General features: G+C 71.4%; 13 protein-coding genes and 1 pseudogene. 4 read left to right on the top strand and 10 right to left on the bottom strand.

The genetic code is table 11. The features are described from left to right. Positions 1 to 12 precede the first annotated feature (12 nt). Together QF037_RS34075 and QF037_RS34070 are read right to left on the bottom strand one after the other, a co-directional pair. Complete coding sequence (locus QF037_RS34075) at positions 13 to 1,599, bottom strand: GMC oxidoreductase (protein WP_307037507.1); 1,587 nt, start codon at positions 1,597 to 1,599, stop codon at positions 13 to 15. An 83-nt stretch (positions 1,600 to 1,682) separates the two neighbouring features. Then, positions 1,683 to 2,825 (bottom strand): glycosyltransferase family 4 protein, encoded by a 1,143-nt coding sequence (locus QF037_RS34070; RefSeq protein WP_307031959.1) that lies wholly within the window; start codon positions 2,823 to 2,825, stop codon positions 1,683 to 1,685. Positions 2,826 to 2,983: 158 nt separating this feature from the next. Here QF037_RS34070 and QF037_RS34065 point away from each other — a divergent pair, with 158 nt between their 5' ends. Continuing rightward, positions 2,984 to 4,222 (top strand): glycosyltransferase family 87 protein, encoded by a 1,239-nt coding sequence (locus tag QF037_RS34065; protein WP_307031958.1) that lies wholly within the window; start codon positions 2,984 to 2,986, stop codon positions 4,220 to 4,222. A 100-nt stretch (positions 4,223 to 4,322) separates the two neighbouring features. Here QF037_RS34065 and QF037_RS34060 read toward each other — a convergent pair whose 3' ends face one another. Then, positions 4,323 to 5,618: an MATE family efflux transporter gene (locus QF037_RS34060; protein WP_307031955.1), complete on the bottom strand. Its 1,296-nt coding sequence runs from the start codon at positions 5,616 to 5,618 to the stop codon at positions 4,323 to 4,325. Between the two features lie 89 nt (positions 5,619 to 5,707). On the opposite strand from QF037_RS34060, the gene QF037_RS34055 reads away from it, so the two are divergent. Then, positions 5,708 to 6,250: a PadR family transcriptional regulator gene (locus tag QF037_RS34055; protein ID WP_307031953.1), complete on the top strand. Its 543-nt coding sequence runs from the start codon at positions 5,708 to 5,710 to the stop codon at positions 6,248 to 6,250. Here QF037_RS34055 and QF037_RS34050 read toward each other — a convergent pair. The 5 genes from QF037_RS34050 to QF037_RS34030 form a co-directional block, all read right to left on the bottom strand. Continuing rightward, positions 6,226 to 7,416, bottom strand: coding sequence for a hypothetical protein (locus QF037_RS34050; RefSeq protein WP_307031951.1), 1,191 nt, complete (start codon positions 7,414 to 7,416; stop codon positions 6,226 to 6,228). The genes QF037_RS34055 and QF037_RS34050 overlap by 25 nt on opposite strands. A 32-nt stretch (positions 7,417 to 7,448) precedes the next feature. Further along, positions 7,449 to 8,462 (bottom strand): C40 family peptidase, encoded by a 1,014-nt coding sequence (locus QF037_RS34045; RefSeq protein ID WP_307031949.1) that lies wholly within the window; start codon positions 8,460 to 8,462, stop codon positions 7,449 to 7,451. A gap of 204 nt (positions 8,463 to 8,666) precedes the next feature. Next, positions 8,667 to 9,704 carry a C40 family peptidase gene (locus tag QF037_RS34040; protein WP_307031947.1) on the bottom strand — a complete coding sequence of 346 codons (1,038 nt, stop codon included), beginning with the start codon at positions 9,702 to 9,704 and terminating at the stop codon, positions 8,667 to 8,669. A 209-nt stretch (positions 9,705 to 9,913) separates the two neighbouring features. Further along, positions 9,914 to 11,257: an NYN domain-containing protein gene (locus tag QF037_RS34035; protein ID WP_307031945.1), complete on the bottom strand. Its 1,344-nt coding sequence runs from the start codon at positions 11,255 to 11,257 to the stop codon at positions 9,914 to 9,916. Positions 11,258 to 11,294: 37 nt separating this feature from the next. Continuing rightward, positions 11,295 to 11,534, bottom strand: a complete 240-nt coding sequence (locus tag QF037_RS34030) for a hypothetical protein (protein WP_037719539.1) — start codon at positions 11,532 to 11,534, stop codon at positions 11,295 to 11,297. A gap of 163 nt (positions 11,535 to 11,697) precedes the next feature. Here QF037_RS34030 and QF037_RS34025 point away from each other — a divergent pair. Further along, a pseudogene (locus QF037_RS34025) lies at positions 11,698 to 12,439 on the top strand (rhomboid family intramembrane serine protease). Beyond that, positions 12,436 to 12,717, top strand: coding sequence for an Lrp/AsnC family transcriptional regulator (locus tag QF037_RS34020; RefSeq protein WP_046261229.1), 282 nt, complete (start codon positions 12,436 to 12,438; stop codon positions 12,715 to 12,717). Before QF037_RS34025 ends, QF037_RS34020 begins: the two are co-directional and overlap by 4 nt. Here the strand turns inward: QF037_RS34020 and QF037_RS34015 are convergent. After that, a complete protein-coding gene (locus QF037_RS34015; protein WP_307031940.1) occupies positions 12,714 to 14,921 on the bottom strand; it encodes a serine/threonine-protein kinase in 2,208 nt (735 codons plus the stop codon). The two genes, QF037_RS34020 and QF037_RS34015, sit on opposite strands and share 4 nt — an antisense overlap. A gap of 63 nt (positions 14,922 to 14,984) precedes the next feature. Beyond that, the gene (locus QF037_RS34010) at positions 14,985 to 16,346 is read right to left on the bottom strand and encodes an aminotransferase class V-fold PLP-dependent enzyme (RefSeq protein WP_307031937.1); all 1,362 of its coding nucleotides are present in this window, start codon (positions 16,344 to 16,346) and stop codon (positions 14,985 to 14,987) included. Positions 16,347 to 16,427 lie beyond the last annotated feature (81 nt).

Below are 16,427 nucleotides of genomic sequence, written 5' to 3'. Positions count from 1 at the left end.
TCTGAAAGAGCGTCATGGCGCGGTGTCCTCCACGAGGACCCGCGCCATCGTCCGTTCGGCGAGCGCCGTGATCGTCACGAACGGGTTCACCCCGATCGATCCGGGCACGAGCGAGCCGTCGGTGACGTACAGCTTCGAATACCCCTTCACCCTCCCGTAGTTGTCGGTCGCCCTGCCCAGCACGCAGCCGCCCAGCGGGTGGTAGGTGAAGTCGTCGGCGAAGGTCCGGTTGGCCGAGCCGAACAGGTCGGTCCGGTAGATCGTGGTGTTCGCCGAGTTGATCCGGTCGAAGAGCTTCTTGGCCATGGCCGAGGACACGGCGCTCTGCGCGGCGGTCCAGCCGAGGTTCACGCCGCCCGTGGCGCTGTTGTACGTGAACGTCGCGCGCTGCGGGTTCTTGGTGATCGCCAGATAGAGGCTGACCCAGTGCTCCAGTCCCGTGGGTAAAGGAGCGATCTCCGCGAAGACGGGGTTGGCGGTGTTCGCCCAGTCGTCGATGCCCATGACCGGCATGGTCGACTGGTTCGCCCCGACGGTGTCCCACAGGTGGTTGGCCCGGCCGAGCATGGTGTTGCCGTTGGGTCCCCAGCCGGCGCCGACGCTGGCGTCCAGGGCGGGCAGGGTGCCCGTGTCCCGGGCCCGGACGAGGAGTTCGGTGGTGCCGAGGCTGCCGCCGCCGAGGAAGAGGTACGTGCAGCTGTACTGCTTGGTCTCGACGACCGTGCCGGCGTCGTTGATGCGGTCGGCGGTCAGTACGTATCTCCCGTCGCTCGCCCGGCTGACGGCCCTGACCCGTTCCATCGTGTTGATGGTGACGTTGCCGGTGCCGAGCGCGGCGGCGAGATACGTCTTGTCGAGGCTCTTCTTGCCGTGGTTGTTGCCGTAGATGACCTCCTGCGCGAGAGCCGACCTGGTCGCCGTGCCGGCGGCCTCCTTCTGCATGTAGGCGAAGTCGTAGGTGCTGGGCACGAAGGTGGTCTTCAGGCCGGTGTTCTGGGCGTGCTTGCGGGAGATGCGCGAGAACCGGTACCACTCCGTCGACTCGAACCACGAGGGGTCGACGGTGTTGACGCCGAGCATGGAGTTGGCGCGCGGGAAGTAGGTGCCGTACATCTCGTCGGCGTCGACGGTGGGGAACTGCTCGGCGAAGTACGACTTCAGCGGGGTCACCGCCATGCAGCCGTTCACCAGGGAGCCGCCGCCGACACCTCGTCCCACGAACACGGACATGTTGGCGAAGCGCACCCGGTCCAGGACGCCCGGGTACAGGCTGATGTCCTTGTTGACGACGTCCAGCCACAGGAAGGTGGCCAGCGGCGCCTCGGTGCGGGTGCGGAACCACATGGAGCGCTGGTCCGGGTTGGCGGTGGAGCAGAAGACCTTGCCGTCGGAGCCGGGGGTGTTCCAGAGCCGGCCCATCTCGATCATGATCGTACGGATGCCCGCCTGACCGAGGCGGAGGGCGGCCACGGCGGCGCCGTAGCCCGAACCGACCACGATGGCGGGGGCGTTGTCGACGGCGGCCGGTTCTACGGCCTGTGCCGACTGGAGACCGATGCGGGTGAGACCTGCGGCGGCGGCCGTCTGGAGGGCGGCCATGCCCAGTATGTGACGTCTCGTCAGCTGACGCTGCATCAGTTTTGCTGTCATGCGCGCAGCATCGGCGGATTATCCGCTTCCGGCTATAGCAACGCCTTCAACTTTTCCGCCAACAGATCCCAGCGCCACTTCTCCTCGACCCACTCCCGCCCCCGCGCCCCCATCCGGCTCCGCAGTTCCGCGTCCCCGAGGAGTACGGCGATGCGCTCGGCCGCCTCCTCCACCGAACCGCCGCGCACCACCCACCCGGTCTCACCGTCCAGTACGGCGTCCGGGGCACCGCCCGAGTCCCCCGCCACCACCGGCAGCCCCGTCGCCGACGCCTCCAGGTACACGATCCCGAGCCCCTCGACGTCGAGGCCGCCCCGACGGGTCCGGCAGGGCATGGCGAAGACGTCCCCGGCGCCGAAGTGCGCGGGCAGCTCGGACCAGGGCACCGCACCGGTAAAGCGGACGGAGTCGGCGACCCGGGTCTCCACGGCGAGTCTGCGCAGCTCCTTCTCGTACGGCCCCCCGCCGACGATCAGCAGCACCGCGTCCGGCTCGGCGGCGAGGATCCGCGGCATCGCCAGGATCAGCGTGTCCTGTCCCTTGCGCGGCACGAGCCGCGAGACACACACCACCACCGGCCGGTCGGTCAGCCCGAGCCGGGCCCGCACCGCGTCGCCCCCCGATCCCGGATGGAAGGTCTTCTCGTCCACCCCCGGCGGCAGCTGCACCATCCGCGAGGCCGCCGCGGGCGTCAGCGCCCCGGCGATCCGCGACCGCGTGTACTCGCCGAGGTAGGTGATCGTGTCCGTGCCCTCCCCGATCCGGCGCAGCAGCTGCCGCGCGGCGGGCAGCTGGGCCCACCCCGCCTCGTGCCCGTGGGTCGTGGCCACCAGCCGCTCGGCCCCGGCCCTGCGGAGCGCGGGCGCCATCAGCCCGAGCGGCGCGGCCGCCCCGAACCACACCGACGTACAGCCGTGCTCCCGCAGCAGACCGACGGCCGTACGCGTGGCCGCGGGCGTCGGCAGGAGCATCGTCGTACGGTCGCGTACGACGGTGAAGGGCTGCTCGGCGTCGAAGGCGGCCGTAGCCTCGGCGCTCTCGCGGCCGCGCTTCCAGGTGGACGCGTAGACGACGAGCCGTTCCGGGTCCAGCCGCAGCGCCATGTTGTGCAGGAACGCCTGGATACCGCCCGGCCTGGGCGGGAAGTCGTTCGTCACGATCAGGGTCTTGTGCATCGCCGCCGACCCTATCCAAAGCACCTGCCCGCCCCGGTCCACGGCCCGCCCACGGCTCGGCACGGCCGCGTTTATGGCAAGCACACAGGTGGACGGGACATCATGGCCATCTCAAGAGTGGCAATCTCAGGAACGGCGACGGGCGAACAGGGGCTCCGGTGGACATTGCGGGTGCGAGGCGGTCTCCGGCCGGACTGCTGGTGACCTGGGGGCTGACGCGGCTGCTGCTGCTCCTGTTCGTGCTCAAGGTGTTCGTCTTCCCCGGCCCGGACGTCACCAGCGACGTCTCCGTGATCTACCAGGGCTGGTACGACGTCCTGCGCACCGGAACGTTCCCGCTGGACGACGTCACCTGGCAGTACCCGCCGGCCGCCGCGCTCGCGATCCTCTCCCCCGGGCTGCTGCCCTTCCTCCCGTACGCGACGGCGTTCTTCGTCCTCGCCTTCCTCGCCGACCTGGTCGCCTTCTCCCTGCTCCTGTACGCGGGCCTGCGCCCCGGTCGCTCGCTGCGCGGTGTCTGGGTGTGGGTGGTGGGCGTGCCGCTGCTCGGGCCGACCGTCTACGCCCGCTACGACGTGATGGTCACCGCCGTCGCGGTGGCCGCGCTGCTCGCGGGCGCCCGGCACCCCCGCGTGATGGGCGTTCTCGTGGGCTTCGGGGCGATGCTCAAGGTGTGGCCGGCATTGCTGCTGGTCGCGGTCCGCAGGCGGCGCACCTGGATGGCGACGGCGGTCACCGCGGCCGGCCTGGCGGCCCTGTTCTCGGTCGCCATGCCCGGCGCCTTCGCCTTCCTGACCTTCCAGGCCGACCGGGGCACCGAGGTGGAGTCGCTGGGCTCCCTCGTCTTCCATGTGGCCCGGCAGTACGGCTGGGACGGCCAGGTGCTGCTCAACTACGGTTCGGTCGAATTCCTCGGCCCCTGGGTCAACGTCGTCAGCACGGCCGCCCTCGCCCTGACCGGTCTCGCCTTCGGCTGGCTGCTGCTGTGGCGGCTGACGGCCACCCGCTTCGAGGCGCACACCGCGGCCGACGCGGCCTTCGTGGCGGTGCTGATGTTCACCACGACCAGCCGGGTGATCAGCCCGCAGTACATGGTGTGGCTGATCGGACTCGCGGCCGTCTGCCTGTGCTTCCGGGCGAGCCGGATGGGGGTGCCCGCCCTGATCGTGCTGGTGGCGTCCTTCGTGACGGTGCTGGAGTTCCCCATCTACTTCGGCAACGTCGTCGCCAGCGACGGCCTCGGCGTCACCCTGCTGTTCCTCCGCAACGGCCTGCTGGTCGTGGCGGCCGTCCTCGCGGCCGTGCGGCTGTGGCGCTCGACGGCGTCCCCCGAGGCCGAGGCACCGCTACCCGCTCACGCCACGCTCACCACCGAGGAGACCTCGGTCTCCCCCTGACGCCGACCGCTTCGGAGCAGGACTCCCGCACCCTGCGCATCCCCCGGACGCGATGGCCCGTCGACCGCCACCACGCCCCGGGCCGGGACATCGACGCCCCTCAGACCGAGGCCCGCGCCACCAAGGCCTCGGGCACCTCCTGACGCCGGGCCGCGAGCAGGGCGACCACCGCGCACTGCAACGCCATGGACAGCGCGAGCGCCAGGCACACCCCGGGCAGCCCCAGCCCCGACAGCCCGTACGCCAGCGGCAGTTGGACCGCCGTGCCGAGCAGCGTCACCCGCAGCAGCACCGGCGCCCCTCCGCTGCCCTCGAAGACCCCGCCGAGCGCGATGAAGCAGGCCATCAGCAGCAGATAGGGGCCGACACAGCGCAGGAAGAGCACTCCGTCCCGGGCGACGCCGGGTCCGGCGCCGAAGGCGGCCATGATCCAGGGGGCGGTCAGGGCCAGCAGCAGGGCGGCCCCCAGCGCGAACCCTCCTGACACCAGCACGGCCTGCCGCCCGATCGCCCGCCGCTCGTCCCGGCCCGCGCCCACCACATGCGCGGTGTGGATGGAGGCGGCCTGGCGTACCGCGTAGAAGCCCATGGTGGCCACGTACATGACCTTGTACGCGATCGTGTACCCGGCCACCGCCGTCACCCCCAGCCGCGCCACGATCGCGACCAGCACCAGCGCCCCGCCCTGTCGCACGGTGAAGTCGGCGGCCATGGGCAGCCCCGTGCGCAGCGTCCTCCGGAAGGCCACCCCGGGCCCGGCGGCGGTGCGCAGCAGCGCGTTCCGCCGCAGCGCCACCAGCCCCGCCCCCAGCGCCACGCCCCGGCACAGCACCGTCGAGGCGGCGGCCCCCTGGACGCCGTAGAGGTGGATGAGGAACGGGTCGCAGACCAGGATCAGCCCGCTCGCGAGCAGCGCCAGCCGCATCGGGGTCCTCGTGTCCCCCGTGCCCTTGAGGATCCCGTCGACCAGCTGCTGGGCGAAGAACACGGCGATGCCCGGCATCGAGACCGCGAAGTACCCGACCGCCAGGGGCAGTGCCGCGCCCCCGCCGAGGACCAGGCGGGCGAGCGGCTCCCGCAGCAGGAACCCGCCCGCCGCCACCAGCGGAGCGATCAGCCAGAACACCGCCCAGCCCCCGCGCACGGCCGCCCGCACGGCCCCCGGATCCCGCGCGCCGCGGGCGTGCGCGACCAGCACGGTCGTACCGGAGCCGAAGACCAGGGCGACGCCGAGCAGCACGTTCTCGGTGTTGGTCGCCACCGCGACGGCGGCCACGGCCGGGCCGCCGAGCCGGGAGACCCAGACGGTGTTGATGATCCCGGCGGCGACGGGAGCGAGGAGTGAGAAGTAGACGGGGTGGGCGAGGGCGATGAGCTGCTTGCGGTGACTGTTCACGTGGGGACCCCTCTTATCGAGCTACCTCGATTCGAGGTAGCTCGATAAGAGGTAGCATGGCGTCACGACACCCGCAAGGAGGAATCACGGTGCTGGAGCTGTCGATCCTGGGCTTCCTGGCCGAAGAACCCCTGCACGGCTACGAGTTGAAGGAGCGCATCAAGGCGCTCAGCGGCCATGTCCGCCCGGTCAGCGACGGCGCCCTCTACCCGGCGATCACGCGCCTCATCAAGTCCGGCAAGCTCGACCAGCACGAGGAGCCGGGCGCGAGCGCGGCGCCGCGCCGCATCCTCTCCCTCACCGACGCGGGACGCGAGGAGCTGCTGGAGCGCCTGCGCCACCCCAAGCAGGCCGAGATCACCGACCAGGTCCGCTTCAACACGGTCCTGTCGTTCCTGCGGCACCTGCCGGACCGCCGCGAACAGGCCGAGGTGCTGCGCCGCCGCCTGGACTTCCTGAACGCGCCCACGAGCTTCTTCTACGACGGTGGGGAGCCGGTCCGCGCGGAGGAGACGGACGACCTGTTCCGGGCGGGGATGCTGCGGGTCGCGCGAGCCACCGGGACGGCGGAGCGCGCCTGGCTGACGGAGGCGATCGAGACGCTCGGTCAGCCCAGCCGGGCGCGCAGATAGTCCCGCCACCGCGCGGTGAAGTCGTCCAGGTCCGTGTCCAGGACCCGCTCCAGCGCGTCCTCGACCGCCCCGGCCCGCTCCTTGTGGGCGCCCACGGCCTCGTAGAACTCCCGCAGCTTCGGCTCACCCCACTGGTCCGCGACCATCCGGCACGCCATCCAGCCGCTCTCGTAGGCCTGGGCGAGCTCGGTCGCGTCGCCGCTGAAGCCGAAGTCCGCGTCCTCGGGCAGCGCCTCCGGCACCCGCCCGTCGGTCACGGCCCGCCAGAGTTCGGGGGCGGCCTGCGCGGGCGAGCGGCCGGAGCCGAGGTAGCCCACGAAGTCGGCGTACCCCTCCGACAGCCACAGGGGCGTGGCGGCGCTGGTGTGGGCGCGGGTGGCGACATGGGTGGTCTCGTGGGTGAGCACGACCTGCTTGCCGACATCGCCGAGGACGCCGTACGCGTCGGGGTTGACGATGATCCGGTCCGCGGGCGCACTCGCCGGGGCGCCCGTCTCGCCCGTGGTGACGGCCGCGATCCCGCGGTACGAGGAGGCGGGCGAGCCGAGCAGCGCCGCCATGCCGTCCAGGGAGTTCGGAACGAGGACGACGACATGCCGGGACCAGTCGGTGCCCCAGGCCGCCGAGACGGCCGGAACGGCGTGGTCCGCCAGATCGGCGTAGGAGTGCAGCACCTCGGTCGACTGCTCGGCGCCCAGGACGAGGCTGTGCTCTCCGCGCACGACGGCCACCTCGCCCTGGTCCCAGAGCTGCTCGGCGGACTTCTCGGCGGGCCTCTCCGTGTCCACGTACCACTGGCCGCTCGCGTCCAGGCTCAGCGTGAGGGTGCGGCCGACGCTGACCGGTGCGTTGTCGTAGCCCTGTATCCGGTAGTCGAGCTCGGCCTCGGCGGTGGCCGTGGCCCCGTCGCGGTGCAGGGCGGTCAGACGGTACGACCAGGCCGCGAACGGCACCCCACGGGCGTTCTCGAACCAGTCCAGGTCGCCCGTCCTGCGAAAGGCCGCCCGGTCCCGGTCCAGGACGGCGGCCGAGCGCCGGTCCAGGAGCCGCTGGACATCGGCCCTGGCCGTGTCGGAGGCGGGTCTGCCGCCGCATCCCACCAAGGAGACGAGCAGCAGGCACAGCGCCACGACACCGTGTTTCGACGCCCGCCTTCGACCAGCCATTTCCCGATCGTACGGCGGCGGCGAGGCGTTGGTCAGACCCTGGTGACCGTCGCCCCCGGCATCATGCCCACCGGGTCGTAGCGCACGGGTGCGCCGGGGTAAGGCGCGTGGATGACCTGGCCGTTGCCCACGTACATCCCGACATGGCTGGCGTCCGACCGGTAGGTGACCAGATCACCGGGCTGGGCCTGGGAGAGCGGGACCTGGCGGCCGGCGTGCCGCTGGGCCTGCGAGGTGCGCGGCAGGGAGACCCCGGCCTGGCGGTACGACCACACCATCAGACCCGAGCAGTCGAAGCCGGAAGGGCCCGTGGAACCCCAGACGTACGGCTTACCGAGCGCGCCGCGGGCGGCGGCGACCGCGGCACCGGCCCGGGCGTTGGGCGGGACCGCGCCGCCGAGGTCGGGCATGCCCGCACGGCCCGACCGCGAGGCCCGGTCGTAGGCGGCGCGCTCCGCGGACGGCAGGGAGTTGAGGAGCTCACGGGCCTTGGCGAGCTTCTTCTCGACGGTCCGCTTGTGGGTCGCCACCGCCTTGCGGCTCTTCTCCAGCTCGGAGAGCTGCCCGGCCGCCTCCACGCGCTCCTGGGTGAGCTCGCGCATCGCCTCCCGGAGGTCCTTGAGCTCACCGGCCTGGTGGGCGCTGATCCGGTCGAGGGCGGCGGCCTTGTCGAGGTAGTCGTCCGGGTCGTCGGAGAACAGCAGGGCGAGGGAGGGGTCGAGGCCGCCGGCGCGGTACTGGGCGCCGGCCAGCGAACCGAGCGCCTCCCGCATGGAGTTGATGCGCTCCTGCTGCCGGGCGATCCGGTCCTGGGCGGTGGAGACCTGCTTGCGGAGGGTGTCGGCCCGTTCGTCGGCCTTGTTGTAGGCCTCGGTGGCCTGCTCGGCCTGCTCGTAGAGACGGTCCACCTCGGCACGGGTGTCGTCGTGCGGCACGGCCGACGCCGGTACGGCTCCGAGGGCCGCGGCGGTGGCTGACAGGACACAGAGCGCGGCGGACGCGCCCCGGTCGAACCCGGACGGTACAAGGCGGCGATGGAACCCCACGGGAAGCCGCACTCCTTCCGCTGGCGGACAGGGAAACGCGGCAGACAGTAGCCCCGTCGAGGGGGTCCCACCAACGACCGTCGGGGGCGCACATCGGTACGCCCCGCCTCTGACGCAGGTCATGGGCGGGGCGCGGGGTCAGTTCATGTCGTCATGATTCGCCCGTTCGGGCGGTGCGGTGTCCTGATCGCGGACCGCTCGGGGTCAGACGCGGACGCCGAACATGAACGGGCCGCCGATGGTGCTCATCGACTCGTAGCGGACGACCGTGCCGCTGCGCGGCGCGTGGATGATCTGCCCGTTGCCCGCGTACAGACCGACGTGGTGCAGGTCGTTGAAGAAGAAGACGAGGTCGCCGACCTGGAGCTGGCTCTGCGAGATCCGGGTGCCGTAGTTGGCCTGCGCCTCCGAGGTGCGCGGTATCGCGACGCCGGCCTGCGCGTAGGCCCAGGAGGTCAGGCCCGAGCAGTCGTAGGAGGCGGTGCCGGTGGCGCCGTAGACGTACGGCTTGCCGAGCTGGGACTGCGCGGCCGAGAAGGCGGCGGCGGCCCGGCCGGAGGCGGGGGTGGACTTGCCGAGGTCCACCCGCTCGGCGGAGGAGCGGCTGGCGCGGTCCTGCTCGGCGGCGAGGGCGGCCTTCTCGGCGGCGGTCAGGCTGTTGAGCAGCTTCTGCGCCTCGGCGAGCTTGCCCTGGACTTCCTTCTTCTTCTTGGCCAGCTCGGTGCGGGTGCTCGAGAGGTCCTTGAGCTTCTCGGAGGCCTCGGAGCGCTCCTGCGCGAGCTCGCGCTGCTTCTCCTGGATCTTCTTCAGCGCGTCGACCTGCTGGGCGCTGAGCTGGTCGGCGGTGGACGCCTTGTCCAGGTAGTCGTCCGGGTTGGACGACAGGAAGAGCTGGAGGGAGGAGTCGATGCTGCCCGTACGGTACTGGGCGGCGGCGGCCAGACCCATGGAGTCCCGGAGGTCGTTGAGCTCCTCCTGGCCGCGGGCGACGTTGTCCTGGATCGTGGAGATCTCCTTCTGGAGCTTCTCCTGCTTCTCCTTGGCGCCGTTGAACTTCTCGGTGGCCTGCTCGGCCTCCTCGTAGAGCTTGTCGACCTTGGACTTGACCTCGTCCTTGCTGGGCTTCTCGCTCGGTGCCGCGTTGGCGGCGTTGGCGCTCAGAGCGACTGCAGCGGCAGCAGCTGTGGTCAGCACGGTCACGCGCGTGCGGCTCGGCTGCTTGGGTCGACGGTGGGACGCCACGGAGGTGAGCTCCTTCTTGTGAGTGATCACCCGTTCGGAGGTTCGAGCCCAGACCCTAGTGACCTTCTTGTGATCAGTTCAAATCCTCACGAGAAAAAACCCGTCACAGGCTGCATTCTTTACACAGAACTCACGAGCAGTGATGCCGGATTGACGCTACGTTGCGTGACGATTGCGCTAATTCGGGCATTAAACCTGGAAGTTGACGATCAGGACAGCCGCTTCAAAAGCATCGCCGAAGCGACCGGCCGGGCCCCCGCTTTGGCCACCCCGTCGGCGACCTCGCGGTCGGTGGAGGCGACGATGACCGGCCGCCCCGGCGGCTCGGCGCGCACCAGCTGGCGGATCAACTCGTCGGCGGTCACACCGGGCTTGGAGAACAGCACCCGCACGCCGCGCGGCGGCGCGAGCAGCACCGGCGCGGCCAGCTCGGCCCCGTCGAAGACACACGTCACTTCTGCCCCGGTTTGGGCGGCGAGCTGCGAGAGCTGACCGAGCAGCCTGAGCCGCTGCTTCTCCAGGGGCATCTGGGGATAGCCGGTCTTGGTCACGTTGTAGCCGTCGACCACCAAGTGCGCCTGCGGCAGGGCGAGAAGCTGGTCCAGGATCGCGGGGTCGTTCTCGGACAGGGCCCGCGCCGCGATGTCCTTCGGGGTCATTCGTCCCGGTTCGACCGCGTCGACGGTCTCGGCCGGCCGTACGGACAGCGGCGGCAACGCCAGCTCCCGGCGCAGCCCTTGCGCCGCGTCGAGCACGGTGTCCAGAAGCAGCCGCACCCGCATGTCCTCGACGCTGCGCCCTTCGCGGGCCGCCCTGCGGGTGGCCTCGAGGGCGGCCTCGGCCTCGCTCAGGCGGGCCTTGAGCCGGCGGGCCTCGACCTCGGCGGCGGAGACCTGGGTCTGCCCCTCGGCGCGTACGGTCTCGATCTCGCCCTGGATCTTGCGCAGGGCGGCCTCGCCACGCTTGACGTCACTGTGGGCGGCGCGCAGCTTCCGGTGCAGCGATTCGGCTTCCTTCTTCGCCGACTCCAGCTCGGCCCGCAGCCGCTCGGTCTCGGTCCGCGTGTGCTCGCGCGCGTGCGCGAGCTCCTCGCGCAGTCGCTCCAGCTCGGCGCGGCTCTCCTCGTCGGCGCGCTCGGCGTCGGCCCGCTGGGCCTCCTCGCCGGCCGCCGTCACGAGCTTCACCCAGCCGATGGGGCGCAGAACATAGGCCGCGGCCGCCACGTCGAGCGGATCCGCGGCCGGGGGCGGTGTGCCGGAGTCGAGGGCGCCGGAGAGCTCCGGCTGGGCCTCTCTGAACTTCTCCCCGATCCGCTGCCGGAACAGCGGATCGGTCTCCAGTGCCGCGGCCATCGCGTTGCCGGCGAACTTGGCCCGCCGGTTGGGCGCGAATCTCACGTACTGTCTGAGCTGTGCGGGCAGTTCGCCGACGGTCAGCCCGCCGAAGCCGTCGGACACGATCTGTACGACCCGGCGGCGCACGCCGTCGGGCAGCGGACGGTCGAGCACCTCAGCGGCGCCGTCGCCCGGCCCCCCGCCTGCGCTCTCCACCATCCGTCAACACCCCAACCGTTCCGCGGGGCCTGCTCCCTCAGGAGCCGGCGCCCGGCCTGTCCACGAGTTCCACCTGATCCACGGCATTGCACCAGCGGCAGCGCACCGACTCGATGGTCTCACTGACCACCTCGCGCTCCTCGACCTTCGGCTCACCGGCGAGGTCGAGGTGGACGTACTCGACGACCTTCGACGAGCGGGTCACATCGAAGCGCGTGAGGTTGCCACAGAGGGTGCAGCGCCACCGCGTCGAGGCGGTCGGCAGGGGAACCGTCATCGTGACTGTGCTCATTCCTTCTAGGTCTCTATTGTCCGTGACGCGCCGGTCTCCCGGCGCGTGTGGCCGTAACCCTACGGCCTGGCGGGGACTCGCCGCTGGTCCGTCCACGGCGGCGAGGCGGTCTGTCGGCTTGCGTCCCATTACGTCATGCTCTGTGTTCATGATCAGCAACTGGAGCGTGGTGGCCGGCCGGGCGAGCAGGTCGCTGTGGCGGTCGGCGCCGATGACCTACGGCCTCATCTCCCTGTGCTGCGCGCTCTTCGTGGTCGGCCCGGCGGCGGGCTTCAACCCGGCGTACGGCTCCGGCGACGCGCTGGCGGCCGTCCAGCGCGCCTACTTCCACCGCTGGGGTGGTGGTCCCCGCAGAACTGTTCGAGGGTTCCGCCAGAGCCGTGCTCACCCCGGCGACAGCGCTCTTCGTCCACGGCAGCTGGGTCCACCTCCTCGGCAACATGCTCTTCCTCTACGTCTTCGGCGTGCTGACCGAGGAACGGATGGGCCGCGTCCAGTTCACGCTCTTCTACCTGGGCTGCGGTTACCTCGCGCTGCTGGGGTACGCGGCCGCCAACGCCGAATCCGAGCAGTCGCTGGTCGGCGCCTCGGGGGCGATCTCCGCGGTCCTTGGAGCGTTTCTCTACCTGTTCCCCGGGGCCCGGGTGACAAGCCTGTTCCCGTTCCTCTTCTTCCTCCCGCTGCGCTTCCCCGCCTGGGTCGTGCTGCCCTTCTGGGCGGCCCTGCAGTGGCTGGCGGCGGGACAGGCGTCGCAGGGCCCGGGGGTGGCGTATCTGGCGCACCTGGTGGGCTTCGGCCTGGGCTTCGCCTTCGCATGGGTGCGATTCGGCCGTGCCACTAGAGTGAAGACCGCCCCAGCAGCGGCCCCCGAGGGAGAGAACCAGCAGTGATCACCGCGATCGTCCTCATCAAGACCAGCGTGGACCGGATCCCCGAGATCGCCGAGTCGATCGCGGCCCTGGACTCCGTGAGCGAGGTCTTCTCCGTCACCGGCACCTACGACCTGATCGCCATGGTCCGGGTCAAGCAGCACGAGGACCTCGCCGAGGTCATCCCCGGCAGCATCAGCAAGATCCCGGGCGTCGAGGGCACCGACACCCACGTCGCCTTCCGCACGTACTCCCAGCACGACCTGGAGGCGGCGTTCGCGATCGGCCTCGACAGCTAGGCGGTGACGTCGAGGGCGGTGATGCCCTCGCTGGAGGCGGTGTAGAGGCGGTTCCCGTGCAGAACGGGGGCCGCCGTCCCGTACTGGAGGGCACCGACCTCGACCTTGTGGCTGAGCTTTCCGGCCCGGGTGAGGACATGGACCTGCGTGGTCGTCAGCAGGTAGATCAGGTCGCCGGCCGGCACCGGCTCCGAGAAGAAGTCCCCGGGCCGGTACTTCCAGACCCGCTGCCCGTCCTTGCCTATCGCCACAAGGACCTGCCCCTCCGGCTCGATGCCGAGGAAGGCCACGTCGTCCGAGCCGCCGGCCGTGACGACCGCACTGCCGAGCCCCTTCTCCGCCCACACCCGTCGGCCGTCGGCGCCGATCCCGAACAAGGTGCCGGCCGCGTCGCCGGTGCCGACGGCCACCACGCCCCCGGTCACCGCCGGCCGGTCGACGTCACCGTTCAGCTTGGCCTTCCACAGCTCCGAGCCGTCGGCTCCGGCGAGCGCGTGCAGATGGTTGTCGAAGCTCGGCGCGTAGAGGATGTCGTCCGCCACCAGGAGCTCGGCGTGCGGGGAACCCTGGAGCCCGGTCTTCCACGGGCTCTCGCCGCCCGCGTCGTAGGCACGGATCTCGCCGGCGCCTTCGAGATCGGCCACGGCGTAGCCGACGGCCACCAGATCCCCGACCAGCACCGGACCGGTGACATAACCCCCGCTGGGTATGGACTTTTTCCACCGCCCGGTCCCGCCCGGGTTCAGCGCAAGCAGCGAGGAGACGGGGGCACCCGCTTCGACATCGCTGACGACGGTGTAGAGGCCGTCCGATGTCACCACCGGGTTCGACACGGTGAGGGTGGCGATGTCGCCGAAGTCGTGCTTCCAGAGTTCCTTGCCGTCCGCTGAGATCGCCCGCAGGGTCCCGTCCGCCATCGGGACGTAGAGCACCTTTCCATCGGGCGACACCGCCCCCAGGGGGCCCTGCGAAGCGCTCGGCCGGGCGGCCGAGTACCGCCATCGGACCTTCGCCCCCGGCTTGCCGGAACCCGAGGCCTTGTCCGGCGCGGTGGGCCCGCCGCCCGTCGCGCCTCCCTTGTCCCCCGAGTCCCGCAGCCACAGCCACCCGCCGACCCCGCCCCCGGCAGCCACCACGGCCCCGCCGGTGAGGGCCTTCAGCAGCCCGCGCCGCGAGGGCGGGGGAGCCGGGACCACGGTCTCCGCCGGGACGTCGGGCACCACCGCGTCCGGCACCGGCGTGTCCGTCGCCGTCACCGGCGCCACGTACTCGACCCGGCTCTCCCGCTCCCCCGACTCCCCCTGCGGAAGCCACCGTTCGTCACCCTTGACCGCGACGGACTCCGCCGAGGCACCCCTGAACCAGCCGGACCGTACGCTCTCCCGCAGCGTTCCCGCCGTATGCCCCACGGCTCCGATGACCGCCTCCGGCGTAGGCCGCTCCGCCGGCTCGTCCCGCAGACAGGACTCCACCAGCGGCAGCAGCCCGTCCGGGACGCCCTTCAGGTCGAAGTCCCGGGTCAGCACGCGCAGCAGGATCACCGAGTCCTGGCCCTCGCCGAAGGGCTCGCGGCCGCTCGCCGCGTACGCCAGCACCGCGCCCAGGGCGAAGACGTCGCTCGGCGGGCCGACCTGGCCGCCGTTGCGGATCTGCTCGGGCGAGACATAGCCGACCGAGCCGACGATCGCGCCCGTGCGGGTCATCGCCGTGGCCTCCAGCGCCCGGACGATCCCGAAGTCGATGACCCGGGGACCGTCAGGGGCGAGCAGGATGTTGGAGGGCTTGAGGTCCCGGTGGACCATGCCCTTGGCGTGGATGGCGCCCAGCGCCTCACCCAGCGCCGCCGCCAGCACCCGTACCGCCGGCTCCGGCAGCGGACCGCCGTCCAGCACCGCGTCCCGCAGGTTCGGCCCCTCCACGAACTCCGTGGCCATCCACGGGTGTTCGCCCTCCGGATCGGCGTCCACGACGCGCGCGGTGTACGTCCCTGTCCCGCCGACCGTCTGCGCGGCCCGCACCTCCTGCCGGAACCGGGCGCGGAAGGTGCGGTCCTGGGCGTACTCGGACCGCACGACCTTCACCGCAAGCCGCAGTCCCGCCCGTGACTCGGCGAGATAGACCTCGCCCATGCCGCCCGAGCCGAGTCGGCCCCGTACCTCGTACGGGCCGATCCTGCGTGGGTCCGTCGCGCGCAGCACCTGCACTTCCTGCTCCCCCGTCTGCGTGAACCTGTCGAGGAGGCAGGGTATAGCAGGCCCGTCAGCAGGTCAGACCGCCGGGACGCAACGGCCGTCCTCCGTGCGGTACTTCCACTTCGCACCGTCCTGGACGAGCTCCTTGACGGCGGTCACGAAGCGCTCGACGTGCTCGTCCGGCGTGCCCGCGCCGAAGCTCACCCGGATCGCGTTGAGGGACTTCTCGCCGGGCGCGGCCTCCGGGGCTCCGCACTCGCCCTGGGTCTGGGGGTCGCTGCCGAGGAGGGTTCGGACGAGGGGGTGGGCGCAGAAGAGGCCGTCGCGGACGCCGATGCCGTACTCGGCGGAGAGGGCGGCGGCGAAGTGGGAGCTGTTCCAGCCCTCGACGACGAAGGAGATCACGCCGACACGCGGGGCTTCGTCCCCGAAGAGGGAGAGGATCCGCACCTCGGGGACCTCGGCGAGGCCGGTCTGCACCTTCTCGATCAGGTGCCGCTCACGGGCGACCAGGGTGTCGAAGCCGGCCTCGGTGAGCGCCTTGCAGGCCGACGCGATGGAGTAGGCGCCGATCACGTTCGGGGACCCGGCCTCGTGGCGGGCCGCGGTCTCGTGCCACTCGACGTCCACGCCGCCGTCCGTACGGCGGGTGACCTTGCGGCTGGCGCCACCGCCGGCGAGGTAGGGGTCGGCGGCCCGGAGCCAGTCGGCGCGGCCCGCGAGGACACCGGAGCCGAAGGGCGCGTACAGCTTGTGGCCGGAGAAGGCGATCCAGTCGACGTCCAGTTCCCGCACCGAGACCGGGTGATGGGGGGCCAGCTGGGCGGCGTCCAGGACGATCCGGGCGCCGTGCGCGTGGGCGGCGGCGGCCAGCTCACGCACCGGCCACAGTTCCCCGGTGACATTGGAAGCGCCGGTCACACAGACCAGGGCCGGGCCGTGGGGGTCGCGGGCCGCCAGGGCCTGCTCCAGGGTCTCGACGGCCTGGGCCGGGGTACGCGGGGCGTCGAGGTAGGTGACGCGGGCGTCCTGCCAGGGCAGCAGGCTCGCGTGGTGCTCGGTCTCGAAGACGAAGACCTGGCAGTCGGCGGGGAGGGCGGTGGCGAGGAGGTTCAGGGAGTCCGTGGTCGAGCGGGTGAAGATCAGCTGGTCGTCGGCGCGGCAGCCCAGGAACTCGCTGATGGTGTTCCGGGCGTTCTCGAAGAGGTCCGTCGACAGCTGGGAGAGGTAGCCGGCGCCGCGGTGGACGCTGCCGTAGTACGGGGCGTAGGCCGCCACGTCGTCCCACACGCGCTGCAGGGCGGGGGCGCTGGCCGCGTAGTCGAGGGCCGCGTAGCTGACCTCGCCGCCGGTGACGAGCGGGACGGTGACATCGCTCCCCAGAACGGGCAGCGGGGCACAAATGGTCTGGGCGGCGGCAGCGGTGGAGACAGACATGGGGAACTCCCGTGAGAGAGCATGCCGAAGAAGGACATGCGGAGGTGAGGAAAAGGGTGCGCGGAGGCGGGGCTCGGCAGC

It is taken from the genome of Streptomyces canus (genome assembly GCF_030815415.1).
Taxonomy (GTDB): domain Bacteria; phylum Actinomycetota; class Actinomycetes; order Streptomycetales; family Streptomycetaceae; genus Streptomyces; species Streptomyces canus_F.
Note: the sequence above shows the minus strand (reverse complement) of the source record. Positions and strands in the feature narration are given on the sequence as shown.